The following is a 20,625-nucleotide window of genomic DNA, read 5'->3' as shown; positions in this document are numbered from 1 at the left end:
ACACATGATTCAGACCCCGTCTTCCAATGTAGAAGAATTTGAATGTCTGCCCTTTCAGGAGTTTACCCAGAACGCTTACCTGAACTATTCCATGTATGTCATTCTGGACCGGGCACTGCCCCATATCGGTGACGGGCTCAAACCTGTCCAGCGCCGAATCATATACTCCATGAGCCAGCTTGGACTCTCTTCCACGGCCAAGTTCAAAAAATCGGCCAGGACCGTGGGTGATGTCCTGGGCAAATTTCACCCCCATGGAGATACAGCCTGTTACGAGGCCATGGTCCTGATGGCCCAGCCATTTTCGTTAAGATACCCCCTGGTGGACGGACAGGGCAACTGGGGAGACCCCAATGACCCCAAGTCCTTTGCAGCCATGCGGTATACGGAATCAAGGCTGTCCCGGTATGCAAAAATTCTTTTGGACGAACTGGAACAGGGCACGGTGGGCTGGGTTCCCAATTTTGACGGAACCCTGGAAGAACCGTCCCTGATGCCGGCCCGTCTGCCCAATATTCTGCTCAACGGCACCACCGGCATTGCCGTGGGCATGGCCACTTCCATCCCGCCGCACAATTTAAGGGAAGTGGCAAAGGCATTGATTCTTCTCATTGAAAATGAAAATGCCGACACAAAAGAGATCTGTAAATGCATTAAAGGCCCTGACTTTCCAACGGAAGCTGAAATCATAACGTCCGCAGAAGAGATCTGCGACATCTATGAAAAAGGCAAAGGGCGTGTAAAAATGCGGGCCCGGTACATCATAGAAGACGGGGAACTGATATTCACCGCCCTTCCCTATCATGCGTCCACTGAAAAGATTTACGAGCAGATCGCCGCCCAGATCAGCGCCAAAAAACTGCCCATGGTATCGGATCTGCGCGATGAATCCGATCACCAGGCCCCCACCCGGCTGGTGGTGATTCCACGGTCAAACCGTGTGGATTTTGACGCCCTGGCAGACCATCTTTTTGCCACCACGGAGCTTGAAAAATCCTTTTCAATCAACATGAACATGATCGGCCTGAACGGCCGCCCAAAGGTAAAAAATCTAAAAGAGATCCTGAACGAATGGCTAGGTTTCAGAAAAGCAACCATTGAAAAAAAGTTCCGGTTTCGTCTCGAAAAGATTGTCAGCCGGCTGCATCTCCTGGAAGGATTTAAAACCGTTTACCTCAACCTTGATCAGGTGATTGAAATTATCCGCAGGGCTGATGATCCGGCAAAAGAACTCATGGACACCTTTGACCTGTCCGAAATCCAGGTTAAGGCAATCCTGGAAATCCGGCTGCGCCAGTTAGCCAGAATGGAAGAGATCAAAATCACCGGGGAGATGACTGAACTGGCCAAGGAAAAGGCCCATCTGGACAATCTTTTGAACTCGCCTGATGCATTTAAAGCGTTTATGATCAAAGAAATTGAAGAAGATGCCAAAAACTTTGGTGACAAGCGCAGATCCCCCATTAAAGAACGCAAAGATGCCGAAGCATTCTCGGTTACGGATGTTATCGAGGTGGAACCGGTAACCATCATCCTGTCCGCCAATGGATGGATACGGGCAGCAAAGGGCCATGATATAGATCCTGCAAATGTAAAATTTAAAAACGGGGATGATCTGCTGTGCCATCTGCACACCCGGTCTGATAAACCCATTGTGCTCATCGACACGTCGGGCCGGGCCTACACCCTGTTCGCCCATGCCCTGCCCTCGGCCAGGGGAAACGGGGAACCTGTTACAGGGCATCTCACCCTTGCCCCGGATACCACCATCTGCTACATGGTTGCCGCCGAAGATGAGGACCTGTTCCTCACCGGCGCAGATAATGGGTATGGCTATATCATCAAATTCAGTGATTTTTTAACCCATTTTAAAAACGGCAAGGCAGTGATCACTTTATCCAACAATGATCTGCCCATGGCACCCCTTCCCATACCCGATGTCAACTGCGACCGCATTGCCGCAGTCACCACCGGCGGCAGGATGCTGATTTTCCCGGCCAACCAGCTGCCGCGCCTGAAAAAGGGCAAGGGCAACAAAATCATTCATATTCCGGCTTCCGGAAAAGGCCAGAATCAGCCTGAGAAGCTTAAGCTTCTAAAAATATTGCCTTTAAGTTCAAATCTTGTTATACATTCGGGCAAACATTTCTTGCGGCTGACGCCAGGTAATCAGCAGGATTACACAGGCACAAGGGGACGGCGGGGAAAACTGCTTCCCCGGGGATACAGAAACGTTGATAACCTTGAAATTATCCCCATCAAGTCGGCTACAGATGATACGGATTCATGAAATTATTTTTAAATAAACATTTTGTATTACTAACGCTTATCATTGTAACCATAGGGTTTGTACGGTTTTGTGTGCTGATTCACCACCAGGAAATCGACAGTACCCTGAACACCGTTGAAAAAATACGCAAAAACGGCAAGCTGCGCCTGATTACCAGCAAGGCCATAAACACCTACTATCTGTACAACAACAAGCCCACGGGATTTGAATATGACCTGGCCCTGGAGTTTGCCAAATTCATGAATGTGGAACTTGATGTCATAACACCCGGCTGGAATAACATGTTCGAGTACCTCAAACAGGGCAAAGGTGATTTTATCGCTGCAGGGCTTTCCATTACTGCCCCGCGCATGGAATATGCTGATTTTTCAATCCCCTACATGACCATACAGCAGCGTATTATCCACCACAACCTCACCTTTGGTCCCAAGAACATCAACGACATGGAATTCAGAACTTTTCATGTCAGGCGAGGAACATCCTACCATTGCAGGCTGTCAGAAATAAAGGCTTCGGGCGTGGATCTGGAGTATGTGCTGCATAACAACATCCCCACAGAAGAGCTCATCGGCATGGTCCATGACAGGGAGATTAAATTCACTATTGCCGATTCCAATATCGCCCTTCTCACCCGGCGTTTTTTTCCGGACATACGCATCGGCATTCCCGTACAGGAACGTGAGTCCCTGGCCTGGGCGGTTCGGAAAAACGATGAAGAGATGCTCAAGCAGGTCAATAAATTCTTCCTTCATGCCATCAACACGGGTATATTAAAACGCATTACAGCCAAATATTATGATAATATCGACAATTTTGACGCCTATGAGATGAAAAAATTTCATGAGCGTATAGAGACCCGGCTGCCCAAATACAAAGACGTGATCAAGGAAGAATGCGAAAGACACGGGTTTGACTGGCGCCTGGTGGCAGCCATGGTGTACCAGGAATCCCATTTTGATCCGAATGCAAAAAGCTTTACCAATGTTCGCGGGCTGATGCAGGTTACCGAAGAAACCGCCAGGGAAATGGGCATTAAAAACCGCAGAGACCCCCAACAAAGCATCCGCGCAGGAATAAAATATTTAGCTTTAATGTACAAGCGATTTGATTATATTAAAGATGAATCCCAGCGGCTGTTGTTTGCCCTGGCAAGTTATAATATCGGATACGGGCACGTTAAAGACGCCATAAGCCTGGCAAAGGGAAAAGGGTATGCCCCAAATACCTGGAAAGGACTGAAGGCGGCGCTTCCTTTGTTGTCCAAAGAAAAATACTATAACCAGACAAAATACGGATATGCCCGGGGCTGGGAACCGGTTCATTATGTGGAGCGTATCCGGACATATTTCGATATTCTCAAACAAAAAAAAGCTGCCATAGCCGGATAAAAAGTTGTGGCAGGTATATAAGACATATCAATCTGCAGCGCGTTGTAGATATTTCATTCAATGCATTGCAGAGACATACCCAATTTTAAACGATTATAACGAAAAACGAGATCATGAATGAGCAGAAAAATTCTAATTAATGCAATGGATCCGGAAGAAAACCGTATTGCCATGGTTTTTGACAACAAACTGGATCAATTTCACATCGAAACAACTGCCAAAGCGGCAACCAAAGGGAATATCTATAAAGGTATTGTCATCCGGGTGGAACCCAGCCTGCAGGCCGTATTCGTGGATTACGGCGCCGAGAAAAACGGATTTCTGCAGAAAAACGAAATCCACCCGGATTATTTCCAGGAAGTTGAAAAAAATGACAGATCCCTGTTCAACTTAATTAAAAAAGGCCAGGAGATGATTGTCCAGGTCACCAAAGACCCGATTAATCTCAAAGGGGCCATGCTGACCACCTATATTTCCCTTCCCGGACGCTTTGGTGTACTAATGCCGGGTAACAATACCAGGGGGGTTTCCCGCAAAATTGAAGAAGAAGAGGAACGAAAACGTCTGGTTGGGGTTCTCAAGGGCCTGACAATTGCCGAAGGATTCGGAATGATTGTCAGAACCGCAGGCAAGGGCGCCACCAAAACCTTGCTGACCTCGGACCTTCGGTATTTGATGCGCGTATGGAAAAACATCGACAAACTGGCCATGGAAAACCAGGCGCCTTGTCTTCTCTATAAGGAACAAAGCCTTGCCGTACGTTCTTTAAGGGACTATTTTACAACAGATATCACCGAGATACTCATTGACAATCCAGATACCTACAAGGAGGTTCTGGACTTTATCGGGATGATTGCACCCAAACAGAAAAAAATTGTCCGGCTGTTCAAAAGTGAAAAACCCATTTTTACCAAATACCAGCTTGAGGAGCAGATATCTTCCATTTACAGAAGAGAAGTGGCTTTAAAATCCGGTGGTTTTCTGGTGATCGAACAGACCGAGGCCCTGGTTTCCATTGATGTCAACTCCGGAAAGTCTACAAAAAGAAACAGCATTGAGGAGACAGCCTTTCACACCAACCTTGAAGCGGCCGAAGAAGTGGCGCGGCAGTTGCGGCTGCGGGATATGGGCGGGCTTATTGTGGTGGATTTCATTGACATGAAGGAACGCCGCCACAAGGCAGAAATTACCAAAACCATGAAAAAACATTTAAAAACTGACAAGGCCAGAACCAAGGTAGGAGGGATCACCGCGTTCGGACTTCTTGAAATGTCCAGGCAAAGGATCCGCCACTCCATCACTTACGGGGCCTATGAGACCTGCAGACATTGCAATGGCCGGGGTATGACGCCTTCTGTTGAAGTCCAGGCACTTGCACTGCTGCGACAGTTAGCGCTAAAAACCCTGAAAGCGGAACCTGATCAGAAATTTACCTGCCGGGTTCCCGAAGACGTCGCCTATTACATGCTCAATACCAAAAGAGAAGAACTTCTTGAGCTTGAAACAAAACGCCAGGTAACCATAAATATTGAAATTGACCATACCATGATTTCCGGCCAGAACAGCATTAATTAGTGTTATCTGCAAGTAAGGTCAACTTGACAATGTCTGATTTTTTATTGTATCTGAAGCAACCTTAGGTGAGTTTAGAAAGGAGAGGCTGTGCGTACTTACAAACAAAAACGACACTCAATGATGCCTATCATCGCCCTTGCCGTGGTTATTGCAGCCGCTCTTGTCGTGGTCTGGATTATCATGGGCAGGCAGCCCGGCAACTCTGGACCGCCCCAAGGCCAAAAGACTGAACTCCCCCAGGATAAATCCGGGGCCCAAAAAACAGATCCTTTGCCGGGCGGGGTGGTCAAACAGATAAACAAACCCGCAGTCATTGACTATAATGAGCTTGCAAAAGAAGGTATTATAAAAGATCTGATGGCGTCCCGTAAAAAGGATCTGGGTGTCAAAGACAGTGTGGATCTGATTGTCAAATCCGATGAGGCCTTTACCGTGGGAGGAAATACGATTTCCATGGAAAAGGTGATTGAACAGACCTTTGCCGGCAAAGGCAAGGTGCTTGAAAAGGAACTTGACGAATCCGGCGCCCAAAAGCCGGTGGCATCAGCCACTTACGGGATATATGTGGTCCAGCCGGGCGACAATATTTGGAACATCCACTTCAGGATGCTTAAAGACTTTTATACCCGTAAAGGTATTCACCTGGGAAAAACCGCTGATGAACCCAAACGTTCAGGCATAAGTTCGGGTGTAGGTAAAATTTTAAAATTTTCGGAAACCATGGTGGTTACTTATAATCTAAAAGAAAAAAAAATAACCGCGGATATAAACATCATAGACCCCTTAAGCAAAGTGGTCATCTACAATATGGATGAGGTATTTGCCCTGCTTGAACAAATTGATTTTAATCATGTGGATAGACTCCGGTTTGATGGAAGCAATATCTGGATACCGGTGCATTAATTTTTAAAAAGTTAACTTACCCAATTTAAGGAGGAACATGTTTATTAGCACTGCATACGCCATGGGCGCCCCTGGTGGACAGGCCGGACAAGCCGGCGGACTGGCTGGATTTTTACCCATTATTATTCTGTTTGCCATTTTTTATTTCCTGCTCATCAGGCCCCAGCAAAAAAAGGCCAAAGAACATAAGGCCATGATCGACAATCTGAAAAAAGGCAACCGGGTTGTAACATCCGGCGGCATCTTCGGCACCATTGTCTCCCTGGACGACACCACCATTGGCCTTGAGATTGCTGAAAAAGTTAAAATCAAGGTAGCTCGGGGAAACATCGGCGGTCTGATCTCGGAAAATGAAGCTGCGGCAACACCCAAAGAAAAAAATTAACCAAATCCTTCAGGAGTGATGAGATTGAAATTCTTTACCATAAAGCGCGTATTGATTCTGGGGGTCATTGTCGCTGCTGTTGTATGCCTGCTGCCCACATTCACCAATACCTGGCCGCATAAAAAAATAAACCTTGGCCTTGATTTGCAGGGCGGCATGCATCTGGTGCTTGAGGTACAAAGCGAAGAAGCGGTCAAGGCCGAGATTGACCGCACCATCAGCCAGCTTAAACTGGACCTGAAAAATGAAAAAATACAGCACATGGGCATTGACAAGACCGCTGATCATAAAATAATCGCCCAAATATCCGGGGCAGACAACAGATCAGCGGTGGAAAAATTGTTGTCAGATGAATATGCCGGCCTTGAGGTTCCTTCGGTTAAAAATATTGACGGCGGCATTGCCTTTACCCTGCGTCTGCCTGATAAGGAATCGGATTCCATCAAGAAAATGGCTACGGAGCAGGCGTTGGAGACCATTCGAAACCGTATTGACGAATTCGGTGTCAGTGAACCGGATATCAGAATCCAGAGCGGCAACAGAATTCTCCTTCAGCTGCCGGGCATCAGTGATCCCGAACGTGCCAAAGGGTTGATTGGCAAAACCGCCCAGCTCACATTCCAGCTTGTGGATGAACAGGGCGACGTCAATGCCGCCCTAGCCGGAAAACCGCCTGTGGGAGATGAGATCCTTTACCAGGTAAGAAAAAACTCCGGTACAGGCAGCCAGACCAGAACGCCATTTCTGATCAAAAAACATGTGGAGCTTGACGGCAGCCATTTAACCAATGCCCGGGTGGAGTTTGACCAGTTCCAGCAGCCCCAGGTAGGTATTGAGTTCAGCCGCAAAGGTTCCAGAATCTTTGAACGGATCACCGGTGCCAATGTGAACAAACGCCTGGCCATTGTACTGGATAAAAACGTATACTCCGCCCCCAATATCCAGGACCGTATTTCCGGCGGCAAAGCCCGGATCACAGGACATTTTACCCTTGAAGAAGCCACGGACCTTGCCATTGCCCTGCGAGCCGGTTCCTTGCCTGCGCCGGTTAAAATCATTGAAGAACGAACCGTTGGCCCCACCCTGGGTGCGGACTCTGTGCGCATGGGCCTGGTTTCCATGCTGGTGGGCGGTGCCCTGGTCATTTTTTTCATGATCATTTATTACAAAGGAGCAGGTCTGGTCGCCGACCTTGCCCTGATTGTGAATATCCTTCTGATCGGTGGCGGACTGGCAGTTTTCGGTGCCACCCTGACCTTGCCGGGTATTGCCGGTATCATCCTGACCATTGGTATGGCAGTGGATGCCAATGTGATTATCTTTGAGCGGATCCGGGAGGAACTTCGGGCCGGCCGATCTCCCAAGGCAGCTGTGGATGCCGGATATGACCGTGCTACACTGACCATCATGGATGCCAATGTCACCACCCTGATCGTAGCCATTGTTCTGTTCCAGTTCGGCACTGGCACGATCAAGGGATTTGCCATAACCCTGGGGTTAGGTATCGTCGCCAGTTTGTTTACTGCCCTGATCCTGTCCAAGAGCATCTACGATCTGATTCTTGCAAACAAACAATCCGACGCATTGAGCATATAAGGAACTTATCATCATGCAGTTTATCAAGCCGGGTACTCATATCGATTTTATGGGAATGCGGAAATTGGGTTTTATTTTTTCCCTGATCCTGATTCTGGCAGGTATTGTCTCCCTGATTATTCATAATGGCCCCAATTACGGAATAGATTTTGCCGGCGGCACCCTGGTGCAGGTTAAATTTTCCCAGAAAGTTGATGTTTCCGACATCCGCAAAGGATTGGACGAGATTGGCCTTAAAGATGTCTCTGTCCAGGGATTTGGTGAACAGGGGGCACATGAATACCTGATCCGCACCTCCAGTGATGCCGACGCCCTGGGCAATCAGCTCTCTGACACCGTTTCAAAAGGATTGAAGGACGCAACTTCCCTTGAGCCTGATATCCGGCGTGTGGAAATGGTCGGCCCCCAGGTGGGAAATGACTTAAAGAAAAAGGCACTTCTGGCCATTTTCTATTCCCTGCTGTTTATCACGATTTACATATCCGGCCGTTTTGAACAGAAATGGACCATCGCCGGAATCACGGCAGGCGCATTGATGGCGGCGGTTTATTTTTTATCCGTCTTCAACCTGTCCATGCCTTTTTTGATTGCAGCAGCCCTGGTTGTCTCTCTGGTACTGTTCTGGTATCTTCAGCTTCAGTACGCCATTGGCGCCATTGTGGCCCTGATCCACGATGTAACCATTACTGTGGGCGTATTTTCCCTGCTCAATCTTGATTTCTCCCTGCAGATCATTGCCGCCCTTTTAACCATCATCGGGTATTCATTGAACGACACCATCATCGTGTTTGATCGAATCCGGGAAAATATCAAAGGGAATTCAGACCATTCCCTGGTACCGGACCTGTTTAACCGGAGTATCAATGAAACCCTGTCACGGACCATATTGACATCGTTCACCACATTGGTCGTGCTGCTGGCTCTTTTCTTCCTTGGCGGAGAAATCATTCATAACTTTGCCTTTGCCATGATCATCGGTATTGTGGTGGGTACCTATTCATCCATTTTCATTGCATCCCCCATTGTTTTTATGGCCCATAGAAATAAGAAAGGATAAAAATAAGGCCTATGCCCGCATCCAAAAGAAATGTTTCAAGGATTGCGCTGCTTTTTTCCATTCTTTTTTTGACCGCTTCCTGCGGGTGCATAAAAAAACATACACTGACTGCCGGTCAGACACAGAACACCAGTGAGACTGTGTCTGACGGCACATCCGTTCCCACCAACGTTCCAATAGATACATCACTTGACCAGGATATCCGCACCAGGCATATGGAAGAAAAAATCACCCGGCTTGAAAACCGGATTGCACTGCTTGAAAAAAAATCTTATTCACAGCGCAAATCCTCTCCTCCGGTCCCCAATCAGGCGTACCCAGCGTACCCTGCCAAGCCAAATCAGCCAACATCCCATGAAGCGACCGGGGATTTAGACCCTGTCAAGCTTTACAACAAAGGAAGAGCCCTGCTGCTTGAACGTAATATTTCCACGGCCCGGACACTGTTTTCAGATTTTGTCAGAAAATATCCAGATCATGAACTGGCAGACAACGCCCTTTACTGGCTTGGGGAATGCAGTTACACCACAGGCGAGTATGAAAAAGCGGCAGAAATTTTTAAAACGCTTGTCCTGACTTATCCCAAGGGTTCAAAAGTCCCGGACGCCCTGCTTAAAACAGGATATGCCTACATGTCCATGGATGATGTGAACCAGGCCAATCACTACTTCAAGCAAGTCATCACCCGCTACCCCTTTTCACTGGCAGCGGACAAGGCCCAACAAAAATTATCCCAGACACAGTAATTATTTAAATGATGCACTGTCCGGATACATATCTGCCTTGGTTCATGTTAACGGAACTGCCGGGGCTCAGCCCCCGTGTAATTAAAAATCTGATTCAGTATTTTAAAACACCCCAAGCCATTTTAAAGGCATCTGAAACACAACTTTTATCTGTGCCGGATGTTATTATATCTTCCAGAGCTATAAAAAGCCTTCTTGGACACAAAAAATTTGAACCGGGTGCCCGAAAACGCCTTGCCCAGGTCCAGGATTCCGGATACCGGGCTGTGGTGTTAACCGAACCTGAATACCCTGCCCTGCTTAAAGAAATTCCCGATCCCCCTGCCCTTTTATTTTATGACGGCACATTTAATCCCCATGCCCCCTGTATCTCCATTGTGGGGTCACGAAAGGCCACCCGGTACGGCATGGATACAGCCAGTTACCTTGCCGGACGCCTCACGGCATTTGGTTTTACCATTGTGTCCGGCATGGCCCTGGGGATTGATACCGCGGCCCATAAAGGCGCACTTGAAAATGATACCGGACAGACACTGGCTGTTCTCGGATCAGGCCTTAACCATATCTACCCCAGGCACAACCGCCCCTTGTACAGCCGGATCAGAAAACAGGGGGCTGTGATTTCCGAATTTTTTCCGGACACGGCCCCGTTGCCCGCCAATTTTCCCCGGCGCAACAGAATTATTGCAGGCCTGTCCTGCGGCACAGTTGTGGTGGAAGCGGCCCAAAAAAGCGGGTCCCTGATTACTGCCCGATTAGCCGGGGAATACAACCGCGAGGTATTTGCCGTCCCGGGCAGCATCAAATCAACCCAAAGCCGGGGCACCCACCACCTGATTAAACAGGGCGCGCGCCTCATAGAAAATGAGATGGACATCATTGATGAACTGTCCCAGTTTGTCCATGCCGCAGAAAAACCGACTTCACCAAAACCGGCAAAAAATAAACCAGCCATGGACAAAATCCAGACCATGGTATATAAACACCTCGATCTTTATCCCGGACATATTGATCATATTACCGCTTCAAGCGGTCTGACAAGCGCGCAGGTTTCTGCAGCCCTGCTTGACTTGGAATTGTCAGGACTTATTGTTCGTCATCCAGGCAATAAATTTTCAATTTTGGAGGAATAACATTGGCAAAGCCGCTTATCATTGTCGAATCGCCAACCAAAATCAAAACCCTGAAAAAGTATATCGGAAAGGAGTATAATGTGGCGGCCAGTGCCGGCCACATCCGTGACCTTCCGGTGAAAACGCTGGGTATTGATGTGGACGACAATTTTAAGGCCAACTACGTCAATATAAAAGATAAATCAAAGATCATCTCCAATTTGAAAAAAACCGCCGGTGATACAGATGAGATATTCCTTGCCCCTGACCCGGACCGCGAAGGGGAAGCCATTGCCTTTCATATCATGGAAGTTTTGAAAAAAAAGGACCGCAAATTCCACCGGGTTCTTATCCATGAATTAACAAAAAAAGGGATTACCGAAGCCCTTTCCCATCCCACGCAACCGGATGCGGACAAGTATGACGCCCAGCAGGCCAGAAGAAAACTGGATCGGCTGGTGGGCTACCAGATATCACCGATTTTATGGCAAAAAATCCAACGAGGACTAAGTGCCGGCCGGGTTCAGTCCGTAGCCGTTAAAATCATCTGTGACAGGGAGCGGGAGATCCGGGCGTTTGAGCCGGAAGAGTACTGGACCATTACCGCGGATCTTGAGGCGGGAAATCCGCCTGTTTTCAATGCAGCGTTGATAAAAATATCCGGCAAAAAAGCCAAGGTCACCAATGCGGACCAGGCCCATGCCATTGTGGCAGACCTTGAAAAGGCCAGTTTCATTGTCCTGGAGATCAAAAACAAAACCATCAAGCGCAATCCTTTACCGCCGTTTATCACCAGTAAACTCCAGCAGGATGCCATTAACCGGCTGCGCTTTTCCGCCAAAAAAACCATGATTGTGGCCCAGCAGCTCTATGAAGGCATTGAGATCGGCAGCGGTGGTCCCGAAGGTCTGATCACTTACATGCGTACGGATTCCACCCGTATTGCCCCGGAAGCAGCCCACGAGGCTTTAAATTTGATCCGCCAAACCTTTGGAGACGCCTATGCCTTGGATGCACCCAGATTCTTTAAAAACAAAAACAAGGTTCAGGATGCCCATGAAGCCATCCGCCCCACCTCGGTTTCCAACACCCCGGAAAAACTTAAATCCTTTCTGTCGCCGGATCAGTTCAAACTCTATGATCTGATATGGAAACGGTTTGTGGCTTCCCAGATGGCCCAGGCCCTGATCGACCAGAAATCCATCCTAATTGAGGCAACGGACAAGTATCTGTTTTCCGTTTCCGGATCCACGACCCGATTTGACGGGTTCATGCGGTTGTATGCGACCCAGGAAAAAAACAGTGAAAAAGAGATCCAATCCCTGCCGCCGGTGGAACCCAAGGAAGCGCTGACAACCCGGAAAATCAATCCTGACCAGCATTTTACCAAGCCTCCGCCCAGGTTTTCAGAAGCCTCCCTTGTCCAGGAGCTTGAAAAAAACGGCATTGGCAGGCCATCCACCTATGCCTCTATTCTGGCCGTGATCCAGGATAAAGGATACGTGGATCTGATCAAACGGTATTTTACCCCAAGCGAGCTTGGCTTTATTGTTAATGATCTTTTAGTGGGTTCATTTCCCAACCTTTTAGATATTTCATTCACGGCCCAGATGGAGACCAATCTTGATGATGTGGAACAGGGGAAACTCAACGAAGTAGATCTGTTAAAAGCATTTTATTCCAATTTTAAAACCACCTTGGATAACGCCAAGGACCATATGGTTTCCGTTAAGGGCGTAGGCATTGAAACCGATATCAAATGCCCTTTATGCGGAAAACCCGTGAATATCAAAATCGGCAAAAACGGGCATTTTCTGGCCTGTACCGGATATCCCGAATGCAGCTTTACCAGTAATTACACAAGGGATGAAAAGGGCAATATTGAAATTGTCGAAAAAATCCAGGACAGCGAACCGGTCAAAGACTGTCCCAAATGCGGCAAGCCCATGGTGCAAAAAGACGGCAGATTCGGATTGTTTATCGCCTGTACCGGATATCCCGAATGCAAACACACGGAGTCCGTGGCCCAGGAGAACTCAAGCAAAGATACAGGCGTACCCTGTCCTGAAAAAGGGTGCGACGGCACAATTGTGGAAAAACACTCAAAACGGGGGAAAATATTCTACGGGTGTTCCAAATATCCGGATTGTACCTTTGCCACCTGGGACAAACCTGTCAACGAAAGCTGCCCGGACTGCGGCAGCCCCTACCTCCTGGAAAAAGAGACAAAGCGGGATGGCAAAATTCTGAAATGCCCGGACCGTTCATGCGGGTTTAAAAAAAGCGTTTTGCCTGTTCAATGAAATCAATGCGTGTTTTAGATCCTGTGCGGTAAGAATTGGATTGTGTTTAAGCCCTAAAACCCGGGCTGCTGTTTTTACGGCGAAGGCAGGAGAGCCCCCAGACTGCCTCAGGTCTTTGAGGGCATAGGCACCCCTTGACTTTGACAACTTTTCGCCATTATCCCCCAAAACAAGCCCGTGATGAAGAAATCGGCATGCCGGAAATGAAGAGAAACCAAAACATTGGGCAAGATAAATCTGGGCTGCCGTGGAAAAGAGCAGGTCTTGGCCCCGGACAATTAAATTGATACCGCCTTCTTCATCTTCCAAAAGACTTGCCAGGTGATAACTGGGTTGATCATCCTTGCGCCAGAGGACAAAATCTCCAAATGCTTCGGCCAGATCAATACGATGATTATTGACCTGAATGCCGGTATCATTGTCCACCCTTAACCGAACAGCATGAAGACCGGGTTCAAATACCAAGTCGGCATTTCGGCATGTGCCCGGATACAGTCCATTGGGAGATACTTTTTTTATGGATGCCCTGCTGCATCTACACACAAAAGTCTTTCGCCTCATTTTATCAAGGGCTTGTAACCTGCCCCGGTAATATTCCTTTTTTTTGTGCAACGAAAAGTTTTGATAAAAATCATCCGGTCCCGATGGCCCTGTATCCCAGTCCAGGCCCAGCCAGTCAAGGCTGGTAAAGATATCTTCCAGCACATCGGGCCTAAAACGGATACCGTCCATATCATCAATGCGCAGATGAAGGCTTCCGTTACGGCTTCTGACAATGGCCCAGGTCACCAGAAAATTTACGGCATTGCCAAGGTGCAAAAAGCCACTGGGAGTTGGTGCAAGGCGTGAAACCGGCTTGGACGGCACCTGGGAAAGGCACATAGGCGAACTGTTTTCAAAGGTTATGAACGTTTCCTGCAATGTGTTTTCCCTTGTCTTTTAAATTATTCCAGATCGAAGATTTAACATGAGAATCATAAAATTTCCAAAAAATTTGATCATGCTCGGCACAAAACCCCATAACAGATTCAAACCCCAAATTATCATAAGGCTCATGATCAAAAAATCATTGACAATAACGGCAGTCTTGGATACTATTCGGCTTTAATTTGATGGGCCATTAGCTCAATTGGTAGAGCAACTGACTCTTAATCAGTAGGTCCTGGGTTCGACTCCCCGATGGCCCACCATCACAGCAACAAGGCTTTCAGCGTTTTTAGTTGAAGGCTTTTTTGCGTTTTAAAGGCTTTCTGAGTGAGAGTCTGTGTGAGAAAATTGATCAAATCTCTTTTCCAGACGCTCTACAGCTGCTCGTTCTCCATCACCAATTGAATGAAGATAAATTTCAATAATCACCCTATTTTCATGCCCAAGGATACATTTACCAGTTGGAATATCAAATCAAGAAAACACCGACCCACAAAAAAATAACAACACTGAATGACTGGAAACCTGAAAATTGAAAGCTGTCAAAATCCCATACGACCAACTGAGCCCCGAAGCTTTGCATGGTGTTGTTGAAGAATTTGTAACCAGGGATGGAACGGACTATGGTGAGGTTGAAATGCCTTTAGGCACGAAGATTGCCCAAGTGCTGGGTCTGCTCAGGTCCGGCAAGGCCGTTATCGTTTTTGACCAGGGAACCGAATCCTGTACTGTTTTGAGAAGTGATGATCCTTTGGTGAAGGCTTTGGGGTGAGCTTTAGTTGCGGTAGTGATGGCTGGACTTTTTTTTGTTATGGTGAACAATGCTTTTGGTAGTGGTGGGGGTACTGAGAGGTGCGGCTTCCCTACAATCATACCATTAGTGCTTGCCGTTAGATTACTTCTTTTCAAGGATTGAATGTTTTTTAAAGATCCAAAGGGCTTTTGAGTTTACAGTATGCGTGTAAATCATAGTACTTCTAACGTCACTATGTCCCAAAAGCTCCTGAATTGTACTGATATCGTAATTTGCCTGGAGCAGATGGCTGGCAAGTTCTTTGACGGACAGAATTTGAAAGGTGTGACCATGATCAGAATTCTAAAACATGTGGCATCTTCATCTATTTCAGTGGTATATGATCTTGAAATACTAATTTTATAGCGAGAGATTCAATGCTTTTTCATCCCAATTTTCTTTTGGAATCAGTTGAAGAAATTGACCTTGCCATCCAGTGTGAAAAAATAACTGATGTCGGTCGAAAAACCTGGAAGTCAATTTTCAACAATGAAAGGAGCCCGAGAGATAGCACCATACAAAAGGCATGTGATGGCTATAACACAACGATATTGAATGAATTTGGCATGGATATGGGTTTGAAGCCAGAAATGTTAAAAAATTTGGAACCAGGAAATCCTTGGGAATTATTTTTTAACAATCCTGTGAATAAAAAATTCTGTCAAAAACACCTGCCGGAAACGAAAAAACTCATTTTGTTCTTAGAACAGCGAGGACTTGAATTCAGCACATATGCGAAAAACCAAGATTTTATTAAACATTCTGAATGCTTTTCTGAGTTGTCGTTGGCGAAATTAAAATTCGAACAAGATATACTTTTAGCCAGTAGAAAAGCGACATCAGTGAATGAATATTGCCGATTTACGATGCTCTTTTTTTTAAGAATTCTGCTTTATTGTATGGCCTCTCTTGATGCGGAACTTTTTGACATTCCAGAGAAAAAATCCCAATTTCGAGATTTTTTGCCCTGTTTTGAAAGTAATGAAATTAAATCCCCTATCAAAAGGTGGTTTGAGTATCTTATGAAAAGGTCGGCATGCAGAAGTTGGGAAGAAATAGCTGAAAAAATCATTTCTGAAAAAGACGCGTGTCTAAAACAGGAAATTGTTAAGAAACAAGAGAAGCGATTAGGACGGCTACTTTCAGAACAAGAAAAAGATAATTTCGAAGATGAAGAATACATGATTAAGTCAGAGAAATTGGACCCCCAATCTTTAGCAAGGCAATTTCGACGGTGGTCTTTGGAGAAAGTGAAACCCAAGAATTCCACAGTGCTTGAAATACTTGCCTGCCTTTTCCCTGAACATTACACTTTCCATCATTATATGTTTTACAAATGGGTTAAGCATTTCAATTTCATTTTTCATGGCCTTGATGAAATGATTAATAAGGTGCGATTTTACAAAGGTTCGAACCAGGACATTGAAGAGTTTTTTCAGGATTATAACATCTACTACGACTATTTTGTTCAAAAATATACTGCCCCAATATCAGATAGATAAAGGGGCAGTGGTGATTAAAGTTTAATCGTCGTCATCTGGCCTGTCTTCGCCTCTTGAATCCCAGTATTGGTCATGTTCAGGATCCATATTTCTGGAATGGTTATCAAGTTCGTCCTGGCTGTAATCATAATCCGGATTTAATGCCATTTTAATTCTCCTGACTTTTTGATTTCATTATTTAAACTATTTGCCTTTTGTGGGAGCATTACCACGTCCGCCACCTGAGGGTTTGCCTGTCGAGCTTGGCCAGTTTCCGCCCTGTCCAGGATGACTTGAAGGTCCCCTTGTTCTACCTTTTGACATATGATCACCTCCTTTCATTTGGTTTTTTTAGACAATATCAGCATCAAAAAAAAGGGTCCCGGACATTTGGTGGAAATTATGAGAAAAGTTGATTGGTGAGTTTTCAATTTGATTGTCCTCCTTCCTCTGGGAGTAAGACCAAGGCAGCTTAATTCAGAAATTCGACTATTCTAAAAAATTAACATGGGCGTTTCAACAATGCTCTTGCGACGGGGCGTAAAAAGCCGGGACCGCAGAAGAGTAACGCTAACATTTAAAATCTTAACGAATCAGAATTTTAGAGGAATAGTAAAACGACAGATTTGTCTATAATTGGGGCCCCATAGCCTTTCCAATCAAGGCGTTGACTACTCCAGCATTGTGTCGTTGGAACTTTGAGTGCGGTGGTGAGCACTTCTTCAGCCAGTCCTTTCCCCCCAAAATAATTTTTTGCTGTTTCATTGATGAAACAGTTTACAGCAGTTGAGAATGATTTTTGTGCCCGGACCACTTGGGCAGATCGTCTTGTGGCTCGACAACCCTTGATCCATAGAAAAGATGGCAAGTTGGTTTGAATAACTCCGGCACCTTGGCGGGATGTCCGAAATTAAACAATGATGGGAAAGCGAGCCACATCCTACGCCCTTCATCAGCAATGGGGGTGCCACATTTGCCGCAGCGAACTTTACAGGGGAGGATACGTTCTGGCCGGTTTTGTTCACTGTTATAAAAACCCAAATTCTCCAAACCAGCGGTGAATCTTACATGGTATTTGTGGAAAATCGCTGCCCACTGCATAGGTGCTCCATGTAGCCTCTGGCAAGTTGTGCAATGGCAAAGCTTGGCATCCACTGGATCAGCGCTCACCTCATATAGGACGGCCCCGCAAAAGCATGAGGCTTGGTACTTGGCAACAAAGCCCGTGTCTTCCAGGGAGGCATATTCGGGTCCGAATGAATTTTCCATGTTCAACACCTGTTCTGTTTATCCCAATTTATCGACGTGAGTGTTTCATCGACGAAACAGTTTTTGTAAAAATCATCGTCCACACGAAACCTACTTTCAAGTTCTGACGTGATGAAATTGGCTGTTTTCCTGCGCTTAAAGCCTGGTCCATACACAATACCAAACATTATTTTAAGATTTTTTGGTATTTCCCCATAAAGGATCGTTGCCAAATCTCTCAAACCACCAATCTTCAGCCGACAAATATTGCTCAAATTCTTCTTTTTTAAAAGAATATTTATATTGATTGCAGTAAAGAAGAATTGTCTTATATGCAGAGATTAGTTTTTTCGTCATTTCATTGCATTTTTCATTATTATCAGGGCATTTATCTGGATGCCATTGCATGATGAGTTTTCTGTAATTTGATTTAATTTCTTCCATTGATGCCCGCTCAGGCAGATTCAACAGTTTTCTGGCTTCAACAATATCATTATATTTAATCATTTTTTTTTACGCCGGTATTAGCAATTCTGATAGCATTGTATATTGTTCAGCCTTTGTCTAAAATGGTTTTTAGTCCCTGTTAAAAAAAAACATAACCCTCCAATAAATATTCCCCAAATACTTCCTACAAGGCCTAATGCAGTGGCATTGTATAAAATAGGACCAGTATCCTTGAAGTCGTATGCTAACTTCATTCCCTTTTCCTGCTTCTTTTGAATGCATAGCCCTGTGCATCAAATCGTCTTCTGACCGTTGATCACCGAACACTACTGCCTGGAATAAATAAACATTTAAGCTCATATGTAGCTGTATAGACATCACATCCTTGACAACTCCTCCTGTAATGCCGGCAAGGATTTATTGGAGGTGCGCAGGTGTGTAATATAGGCCTTCCAATCTGAGGGTTTCTCCAACATCTCAGTATAAATCTGCTTCACTTTTTTTACATATGGTACTGCGGTCTGATAATTCTTACGCCCACGAGCTGCGATTAAACGATCAATGCGGTTCCTGTACACATTCAGGTATTCGGAAGCATAGTTTGGAAGCAGGAGCGATTCATACGTCCGCAGGAGGTCAATATTCCCCCTGACGATTTCAAACAACTTGTCAACTTCCTTTTTATAATTATAAATTTCCGCCAATATCGATGTTTCATAACTCCCATAAGGCGCATCATAAGTCCATTTCTGGGATTTAAGTTTTTCCTGTTGCTGCGTGATGCTGTTCTGCAGATTTATTATAATTTTTGATTCAAAATTTTCCCAGTCTTCTTTATTCAGGGTCTTTTCAGCTTTCTTGTAAAAAAACAGATCAACTTCATTTCTCATCAAACACAATTCCAGAAGCTGTTTTTGCTGTGAATAGTCATTTGTTCTGCTGTAGTACTCCCATAGACATTGATAGGCGCCATCATCCCTTAACATCCGCTGGTCAAGTTCGTTTTTGTCGATTTTTTGTTTTAGTAATTTCAAGATGTTGTCGTAATCATTCTCTTCTTGATAATGCTTTTGTAATGCCTCATATAATTCGTTTTTTCGACCATTGCCTTTTTCAATGCCATCTAATATCACATCGAATGCTTTCGTGCGATCACCCTGGTCAAACCAATACTTTGCCAGTTTCCAATAATCCATTCCGTATTCAAGTTTGCTTTCCAGGACTTTTTGCTGGGTATCAGTGTCGCCTATCGCTGCATACAAGCCAGCCAGCAGATCTTTATGGTATGAGCTTCCAGACCGTTTTAATCTGTCAATCATGATCTGGTAATCAGATTCCTCCCGACACAGCCCTGAAGCAGTCTCATAAATAAGATCCGTTATCCCGGAGTTTCCCGAAATATAATACGACATAAGTCCATCAATAACATCTGATTTCAGATCGTTCAGCGATTCATTATCCGTAAAAATATTCACTAATGATTCAAATGTATCAATGATCAGATCTTCCAGGGGATCATCATATATGCCATATGCATTTAACTCCGAGAGGGTTGCATCTGCTGCAGCCCAATAAACTTTTGCCTGCATTTCGGACGATGCATCCTCGACTGATTGCAAAATAGTTGAAAGTTTTTTAGAGATCGTTGATGTGGAATAATTCTGTGATTCAATTGAGGAAAAGGCATTGTAGATATGTTTTCGAATCGTCTCAAAAGTAGCTTTTTTGTTCGATTCCAAACGTACCATCAAATCCCGTTTCACGTCAGGATATTTTTGAGCATAAGTTATAACTATGTTGGCTAATTCGTCCTTTGAAAGCTTTTTGATTGTTACTGCTAATGAGGAATCTGTTTTTTTACGCTTTTTAATAGCCGCATCTGTATACTCAGTTAGTTTCATCCGCTTTCTCCAAACATCATCAACAGTGTACACTTAAGTTTTTGCATACATTCAAAACGGGAATACATCAATGGCTTCTTCAGATTTCCGCAGAATATACATTGATCTATTGCCATAATAGAGTGCTTCTTCACTTTTTATCATTAATTCTATCCCTTAATTTACGGTGCTCACCCGCTAATACTTTGATTATGAAACGGCTCAAATTTAGCGGTCAGAAGCTCTCGAAATGTCCAAACATGATTCGTCAGTCCGGCAGCCATTCCAGGGGTTCGATGTTGCCACTTGGGGTGAATCAATCCCAAGGCGGATGTTTCCTGCTCAGACAAAGGTAAGCGCAAACTCATATGTGGCCTGGCAAAATTATAGAAGGCTTGAAAGAAGGTCACACGCCGTCTCATTTGGGCCCGATCCTTACAGAAACACTGGGTTTTTCTCACCAGAGGCGCCAAGGCATGACGAAGCGTAAGATT

General features: G+C 45.5%; 18 protein-coding genes, 1 tRNA gene and 1 pseudogene. 13 read left to right on the top strand and 7 right to left on the bottom strand.

Annotated elements, in window-relative coordinates:
* The first annotated feature begins 4 nt into the window (after window positions 1-4).
* The 10 genes from parC to topA all read left to right on the top strand — a co-directional run bounded on the left by parC (window position 5) and on the right by topA (window position 13,355).
* Window positions 5-2,290: a DNA topoisomerase IV subunit A gene (parC, locus tag Q366_RS16415; protein WP_035240916.1), complete on the top strand. Its 2,286-nt coding sequence runs from the start codon at window positions 5-7 to the stop codon at window positions 2,288-2,290.
* Window positions 2,287-3,678: a membrane-bound lytic murein transglycosylase MltF gene (gene mltF, locus Q366_RS16410; protein ID WP_035240914.1), complete on the top strand. Its 1,392-nt coding sequence runs from the start codon at window positions 2,287-2,289 to the stop codon at window positions 3,676-3,678. Before parC ends, mltF begins: the two co-directional genes overlap by 4 nt.
* A gap of 117 nt (window positions 3,679-3,795) precedes the next feature.
* On the top strand, window positions 3,796-5,253 hold the full coding sequence (locus tag Q366_RS16405) for an Rne/Rng family ribonuclease (protein ID WP_035240913.1): 1,458 nt from the start codon (window positions 3,796-3,798) through the stop codon (window positions 5,251-5,253).
* An 87-nt stretch (window positions 5,254-5,340) separates the two neighbouring features.
* Window positions 5,341-6,156: a hypothetical protein gene (locus Q366_RS16400; RefSeq protein WP_035240911.1), complete on the top strand. Its 816-nt coding sequence runs from the start codon at window positions 5,341-5,343 to the stop codon at window positions 6,154-6,156.
* Between the two features lie 37 nt (window positions 6,157-6,193).
* A complete protein-coding gene (gene yajC / locus Q366_RS16395) occupies window positions 6,194-6,541 on the top strand; it encodes a preprotein translocase subunit YajC (RefSeq protein WP_035240910.1) in 348 nt (115 codons plus the stop codon).
* 24 nt (window positions 6,542-6,565) lie between these two features.
* Window positions 6,566-8,137 carry a protein translocase subunit SecD gene (gene secD / locus Q366_RS16390; RefSeq protein WP_035240908.1) on the top strand — a complete coding sequence of 524 codons (1,572 nt, stop codon included), beginning with the start codon at window positions 6,566-6,568 and terminating at the stop codon, window positions 8,135-8,137.
* Window positions 8,138-8,150: 13 nt separating this feature from the next.
* Window positions 8,151-9,194: a protein translocase subunit SecF gene (gene secF, locus Q366_RS16385; RefSeq protein WP_035240906.1), complete on the top strand. Its 1,044-nt coding sequence runs from the start codon at window positions 8,151-8,153 to the stop codon at window positions 9,192-9,194.
* An 11-nt stretch (window positions 9,195-9,205) separates the two neighbouring features.
* Window positions 9,206-9,940, top strand: a complete 735-nt coding sequence (gene ybgF, locus Q366_RS16380; RefSeq protein WP_035240904.1) for a tol-pal system protein YbgF — start codon at window positions 9,206-9,208, stop codon at window positions 9,938-9,940.
* Window positions 9,941-9,948: 8 nt separating this feature from the next.
* Window positions 9,949-11,073 (top strand): DNA-processing protein DprA, encoded by a 1,125-nt coding sequence (gene dprA / locus Q366_RS16375; protein WP_035240903.1) that lies wholly within the window; start codon window positions 9,949-9,951, stop codon window positions 11,071-11,073.
* 2 nt (window positions 11,074-11,075) lie between these two features.
* The gene (gene topA / locus Q366_RS16370; RefSeq protein ID WP_035240901.1) at window positions 11,076-13,355 is read left to right on the top strand and encodes a type I DNA topoisomerase; all 2,280 of its coding nucleotides are present in this window, start codon (window positions 11,076-11,078) and stop codon (window positions 13,353-13,355) included.
* Here the strand turns inward: topA and Q366_RS16365 are convergent.
* Complete coding sequence (locus Q366_RS16365) at window positions 13,317-14,276, bottom strand: glutamate--tRNA ligase family protein (RefSeq protein ID WP_051958110.1); 960 nt, start codon at window positions 14,274-14,276, stop codon at window positions 13,317-13,319. The two genes, topA and Q366_RS16365, sit on opposite strands and share 39 nt — an antisense overlap.
* A gap of 193 nt (window positions 14,277-14,469) precedes the next feature.
* On the opposite strand from Q366_RS16365, the gene Q366_RS16360 reads away from it, so the two are divergent.
* A tRNA-Lys gene (locus tag Q366_RS16360) sits at window positions 14,470-14,545 on the top strand.
* 269 nt (window positions 14,546-14,814) lie between these two features.
* Window positions 14,815-15,054: a YheU family protein gene (locus Q366_RS16355; RefSeq protein ID WP_035240897.1), complete on the top strand. Its 240-nt coding sequence runs from the start codon at window positions 14,815-14,817 to the stop codon at window positions 15,052-15,054.
* A 123-nt stretch (window positions 15,055-15,177) separates the two neighbouring features.
* Here the strand turns inward: Q366_RS16355 and Q366_RS22300 are convergent, their stop codons facing one another.
* A complete protein-coding gene (locus Q366_RS22300) occupies window positions 15,178-15,348 on the bottom strand; it encodes a tyrosine-type recombinase/integrase (protein WP_425388329.1) in 171 nt (56 codons plus the stop codon).
* A 104-nt stretch (window positions 15,349-15,452) separates the two neighbouring features.
* On the opposite strand from Q366_RS22300, the gene Q366_RS16350 reads away from it, so the two are divergent.
* A complete protein-coding gene (locus Q366_RS16350) occupies window positions 15,453-16,577 on the top strand; it encodes a hypothetical protein (protein ID WP_035240895.1) in 1,125 nt (374 codons plus the stop codon).
* Between the two features lie 21 nt (window positions 16,578-16,598).
* Here the strand turns inward: Q366_RS16350 and Q366_RS22195 are convergent, their stop codons facing one another.
* From Q366_RS22195 to Q366_RS21775, 5 genes and pseudogenes are all read right to left on the bottom strand, one after another.
* Window positions 16,599-16,724, bottom strand: a complete 126-nt coding sequence (locus tag Q366_RS22195) for a hypothetical protein (RefSeq protein ID WP_281175501.1) — start codon at window positions 16,722-16,724, stop codon at window positions 16,599-16,601.
* A 609-nt stretch (window positions 16,725-17,333) separates the two neighbouring features.
* A complete protein-coding gene (locus Q366_RS16345; RefSeq protein ID WP_035240893.1) occupies window positions 17,334-17,825 on the bottom strand; it encodes a GFA family protein in 492 nt (163 codons plus the stop codon).
* A 171-nt stretch (window positions 17,826-17,996) separates the two neighbouring features.
* Window positions 17,997-18,311, bottom strand: coding sequence for a J domain-containing protein (locus Q366_RS16340; RefSeq protein WP_035240891.1), 315 nt, complete (start codon window positions 18,309-18,311; stop codon window positions 17,997-17,999).
* 317 nt (window positions 18,312-18,628) lie between these two features.
* Window positions 18,629-20,152: a tetratricopeptide repeat protein gene (locus Q366_RS16330; protein WP_035240888.1), complete on the bottom strand. Its 1,524-nt coding sequence runs from the start codon at window positions 20,150-20,152 to the stop codon at window positions 18,629-18,631.
* A 170-nt stretch (window positions 20,153-20,322) separates the two neighbouring features.
* Window positions 20,323-20,625: pseudogene (locus Q366_RS21775) on the bottom strand (hypothetical protein); the annotation flags it as partial.

Origin of the sequence: Desulfobacter vibrioformis DSM 8776, from assembly GCF_000745975.1 — a bacterium.
Lineage (GTDB): Bacteria > Desulfobacterota > Desulfobacteria > Desulfobacterales > Desulfobacteraceae > Desulfobacter > Desulfobacter vibrioformis.
The sequence above is the reverse complement of the archived record's forward strand: the minus strand, read 5'-3'. Positions and strand labels throughout refer to the sequence as shown.